The organism is Lamprobacter sp. (assembly GCF_034860625.1).
Lineage (GTDB): Bacteria > Pseudomonadota > Gammaproteobacteria > Chromatiales > Chromatiaceae > Lamprobacter.
Window position 1 is genome coordinate 1 of the sequence record NZ_JAYESN010000229.1, and the last position, 4,903, is coordinate 4,903.

At 60.6% G+C, this 4,903-nt stretch carries 5 protein-coding genes; 3 read left to right on the forward strand and 2 right to left on the reverse strand.

What is annotated here, in order from left to right:
* Positions 1–6: 6 nt before the first annotated feature.
* On the reverse strand, positions 7–258 hold the full coding sequence (locus tag VBE63_RS24725; RefSeq protein WP_323685672.1) for a thioredoxin family protein: 252 nt from the start codon (positions 256–258) through the stop codon (positions 7–9).
* Between the two features lie 594 nt (positions 259–852).
* Between VBE63_RS24725 and VBE63_RS24730 the strand changes: the two genes are divergently transcribed.
* Positions 853–1,815, forward strand: coding sequence for a GNAT family N-acetyltransferase (locus VBE63_RS24730; RefSeq protein ID WP_323685673.1), 963 nt, complete (start codon positions 853–855; stop codon positions 1,813–1,815).
* A 23-nt stretch (positions 1,816–1,838) separates the two neighbouring features.
* Here the strand turns inward: VBE63_RS24730 and VBE63_RS24735 are convergent, their stop codons facing one another.
* The gene (locus VBE63_RS24735) at positions 1,839–2,801 is read right to left on the reverse strand and encodes a permease (RefSeq protein WP_323685674.1); all 963 of its coding nucleotides are present in this window, start codon (positions 2,799–2,801) and stop codon (positions 1,839–1,841) included.
* 424 nt (positions 2,802–3,225) lie between these two features.
* Between VBE63_RS24735 and VBE63_RS24740 the strand changes: the two genes are divergently transcribed.
* On the forward strand, positions 3,226–3,834 hold the full coding sequence (locus tag VBE63_RS24740) for an IS607 family transposase (RefSeq protein WP_323685675.1): 609 nt from the start codon (positions 3,226–3,228) through the stop codon (positions 3,832–3,834).
* 17 nt (positions 3,835–3,851) lie between these two features.
* The coding region (locus VBE63_RS24745; RefSeq protein ID WP_323685676.1) for a transposase at positions 3,852–4,903 on the forward strand (1,052 nt) is incomplete at its 3' end.

Consider the following 4,903-nt stretch of genomic DNA (forward strand, 5'->3'; position numbering starts at 1 on the left):
CGCTCATCAGGCTTGTCGCTCTGTGGCCTGTAGCCAGGTGCGGATCTGATCCGGACCCGGCACGCCGCCCGAGTGCACCACCGTGCCGTCGATGACCACGCCAGGCGTGGACATCACGCCATAGCCCATGATCGCGGCGATATCCGTCACCTTTTCCAGCTCGATGGCAACCCCGGCCTGCTCGGCCGCCTTGGTGATCGCGTTGGCGGTGATCTCACAGTTGCGGCAGCCAGAGCCGAGCACTTTGATCTGTTTCATGGAGGTACCTGTCGAAGTGAGACGTTTGACGTGTGAAGTGTGACGTTTGACGTGTGTGACGCAGGCGTTCGTGGTCGTTATTGCCGTCGCCAGCTGGGATATTGACCAGGAATGGCAGTCTCTTGAAGTTGCCTATAAAGTTAGCAGATATGGAATTTCGTATATTTGATATGCCGCATGTATCGACGCATCCTGCTGGCTGCGTTTCAGTGCCTGAGGGCGCTAGACGGGGCTGATGATCCGCTCAGACGGTGACGACACAGCCACACTGGAGCCGGATCTCCTGCGCGGCAACCTGTCGGCTGACCTGGCCCTGGCGGACATGCAGCACCAGCAGGCTGCACCTCCCAAATCGCCAGGCCATTGACGATCTCCAAGCGGATGCCGAGTTCGTTGGCCTGTAGGAGTCGGGGATCGATGCTCATTGGGCCTCGCGCTGACAGATACTCAGTGTCCTGATGAGACGATTGGCATCGATCTTCGTCGGTGACTGTTGCCTTGGCAAGCCCCTGCGTCGCACTATGAAGACCACCTATCGGTGGGCAGGCCCGCTCAAGCGCAAGGCTGGGAGGGGCTCATTTGCGAGCGGGGTTGATGATGCTCGATGAGGCTGAATTGAAAGACCTGCACCAGCAAGTGGCCGCGCTGCTGCGGCTGGCGGTGCCGGCCCTGGTGCCGCTCGATCTGGATGATACCGACGCTTGCACCCTCTGGCGTGCTTGTGAGCTGTGCAGTTTTCTCGATCACCGGGTTGAGAACCCCGCTGCATTGCTGGACCCCCGTGCGATGACGGAGGCCGACATCGACATCTGGTCCGAACGCCTGCTGCTGCCCGACGAGCGGATTACCGACCCGCGCAAGTTCGACTGGTACCAGTCCTATTGGCTGGTTGCTGATGGCATCCGGCTGGGCACCCTGGCGTTGCAGGTCTGGGATTGGGGCTGGGCTGGACCGCACCTGGGTTTCGCCAGCCTGTATGTCTTTCCGGAGTGTCGCCAACAGGGCCATGCCAAGCGCGTGTTGAAGGCGCTCTTTGCCGCTGTGGAGCAGGTGGGGCTGTCGGCGCTGCGACTGGAGACGGACTGGCTTTGGCCGTCGGCGGTGCGGCTGTATCTCAAGGGTGGTTTCGCGGTGGTCAACTGGAAACATGCGCTGAGCCTCGTGCGTTGGCGCGAGCAGCCAGCGCCGCAGGTTCGGGTCAGGCAGGCGGGGATGGATCTGCTGTCTGAGCACGACCAGAAGCCGCTCATCACCGCAACGCGCAACGGCAAGCAGTTGTGTTGGCAAGACCATCGCAGCGAGGCCGAGCGCAAAGATGAGACTCAATGGCTGCGTTGGGAGCCGACATTGGCGCTCTGGCTAGCGTTGCATGGCTGGCCGCTCATCCGCAGCGAGCAAACCTGGGCTGATCGGATGCGTTGGATGGATGCCGGAATGCCAGAGGGCCTAGCCCACAAGATTCAACACTGGGAAGCCTATGCACGCCATCATGGGCTGCCCGTTCGCACGCAGCGCATTCCAGGGCTCAGCTATCCGGACTGGGAAGCGTTGGTTTGACGCCTTTACACCCTTGAATCTCATCAGGTAATGAGATTAAAGCCCCAACCCACCAGCACGAAGGACACCCCAAGCACACCGGCAAACAGCGCTAGCGCCTGCCAGCGGATGACCTTGCGCAGGATCAGCATCTCCGGGATCGAGAGGGCCGCGATGCTCATCATGAAGGCCAGTACCGTGCCCACGGCGACGCCCTTGCCCAGCATCGCCTCGGCGACCGGGATGACGCCGGTGGCGTTGGAGTAGAGCGGAATACCGACCAGCACGGCCGCGGGGACGGCGAGCCACTGACCGTCGCCGAGATGCTTGACGACCCAGTCATCCGGCACATAGCCGTGGAAGAGGGCGCCAACACCGATGCCGATGAAGACCCACTTCCAGATCCGGCGTAGGATCTCACGGACCTCGGCCACCGCGAACCGGTGGCGCCCACGCAGGCTGGTGTCTGGACGTTGAGCGGCCATCTCGCCCATGTGGATCTTCCAGACATAGTCCTCGACCCAGCGCTCGGGCTTGAAGCGCTGCATGATGATGCCACCGAACCAGGCCACGATCAGTCCAGCGCCGATGTAGAGCGCCGCGAGCTTCCAGCCGAGAATGCCGATCAGGAGCACGGCAGCGACCTCGTTGATCATCGGCGAGGCGATCAGGAACGAGAAGGTCACCCCGAGCGGAATGCCGGCCTCGACGAAGCCGATGAACAGCGGCACCGAGGAGCAGGAGCAGAACGGCGTCATCGCGCCCAGGCCCACGGCCATGCCGCGTGCCTGCCAATCCGGGCGGCCGCGCACGAACTCGCGCACCCGCTCCGGCGAAATCAGCGCGCGCAGCAGGCCCATCAGGTAGATGATGATGACCAAGAGCGCGAAGATCTTCGCCACGTCCATGACGAAGAATTGCAGCGCGGCGCCCGTGGCCGAGTCTGGGCTCAGACCGACTAGCGAATAGGCGATGAGATCGCCGAGCCAGGCGAAGGGATCGGGCATGGGGAGGCTCCGGATGCGGGGGGCGTGGCCGTCGTTGCTTGGCAGCGATGCATGGTCGACTTCCCGATGATTGCCGGACACTGGCTCTCAAATGAGGGAAGCAGTTGCTGGATAGGTACTGAAGACGACCTCGGCGACGGCTAACTCTGACAACAAGCCTAGCAGATATGGAATTTCATATATTTGATCTTTCGCATGTCTTGTTGTTCTATGGACAAGCGGAGATGACCTCGGGCGTGCCCGTTGCATGCAAGCCCGGCACGATTCAGCCGGGAAGGAGACCGCTGTCGAGTTTAGGTGACACCACGCAGCCGCGCGAGGCGCTCAGGCAACTGCGTCGATTGCAGCGTGGCTCCAATCATATCAACCAGGAGCGAGAAACTGTTCCTTCATAAGTATTCATAATACTGTATAATTACTCGTTATGAGTAATCGCTACAGTATCGGTGAGTTCGCCAAGCGCATTGGCCGCTCGCCGCAGACGATCCGGCGCTGGGAAACCGAGGGGAAGCTGCAAGCCAAGCGACTGCCTTCGGGGCATCGCTACTTTGATGAGTCTGATGTGCGCCTGATGATGGGAGGGGCGCCGAAGACCCGGGACGTGGTGGTCTACTGCCGGGTCTCGAGCGCGGGCCAAAAGGATGATCTGGCCTCCCAAGTCAGCGCGATGGAAACCTACTGCCTGGGCGCCGGCATCGCAGTGGATGAGTGGATACAAGAGATCGGCGGGGGGATGAACTTCAAGCGCAAGCGCTTTCTCGCCCTGGTCGATCGGATTCAGCGCGGGGAAGTGCGCTTGCTGCTGATCGCCCACAAAGACCGGCTGATGCGCTTTGGGTTTGATCTGTTCGCGCACATCGCCGAGGAAAACGGCTGCGAGATCGTGGTGGTTAACCAGGACTCGCTATCCCCTGAACAAGAAATGGTCGAGGATTTGCTGGCGATTGTGCATACCTTCAGTTGCCGGCTGTCTGGGATGCGCAAGTACAAGCATCAAATCAAGGAAGATTACGCCGACATGCCCATTCACTGACCAAAGGACACCTGCGAATGAAGGTCACGCGCATTCTGAACGCCAAGCGCCCGAATCAGGGCAAAGTCGCCGCCTTGCGCGAGCAAGCGCGCCGTCTTGGTCAAGTGCGCTCCGAGGTCTGGCAGCGGTTCGGGTCTATCGGTGGCGTGGGTCTCTCGGATCGGCAAATTCGTGATGGTTGGTTGAAGGAAAGGCGCGTTTTTCCGGTTTCAGCGAATGCTTGGAAAGAAACGTTGCGCGATGCCAAGGGCGACATCACCGCCGGCATGGAAGCGGCCAAAGTCAAGGCGCGCCGCTGCATCTGGCGCCACACCCAGGACAAGACCGAGCAAAAACGCCTGTTTACCGCCCTCAAGCGCAACGAATGGACAAGCGATGCTTATCTGCGCCGGGTCATGCGTCAGCATTGGCATCGCGGGCATAACCGCACCCACAACCAAATCATCGTCCGTTCGGATAACTACACCACCTTTCAACTCGGCGGGCGCGTCTGGATCAAAATCCCTGGCTTAGTCAAAGGCCAGCGCATCGCCATTCCGCTCGATACCACGGTCGCGCCAACCGGAACCCTGCGCATCATCATGAAAGAGGATGACCGCATTGAAGTTCACACCGCCATTGATGTCGAGACCCAACAGAACTGCGGCGCGCGCACCATCGGCGTCGATAAAGGCTACTCCGAAGTGCTGGTCGATTCCGACGGTGAGCACCACGGCCAGGAACTGGGCCGAATACTGACCGAACAATCCGACAAGCTCAAAGCCAAGTATCAGCGCCGATCCAAACTGCGCGCGCTCGCCAATAACACCCGCAACCCGCGCAAGCGCGCGCACATTCGCCACTTCAACCTCGGGCGCAAGAAGCTCCACCGGCAGATGGACAAGACCCACGCGCGCATCCGCGATCTGGTGTTTCAGTCGGTGAACAAAGTGGTCGACAAAGCCGCCGTCATTGCGGCAGAAGATTTAACCGCGCCAATGGCGGGCAAGTCCTTCGGCAAGAACGTCAATCGCCGGCTGGCCAGCTGGACGAAAGGCGTCATTGCCGAAGCGCTTGACAGTGTTTCAAG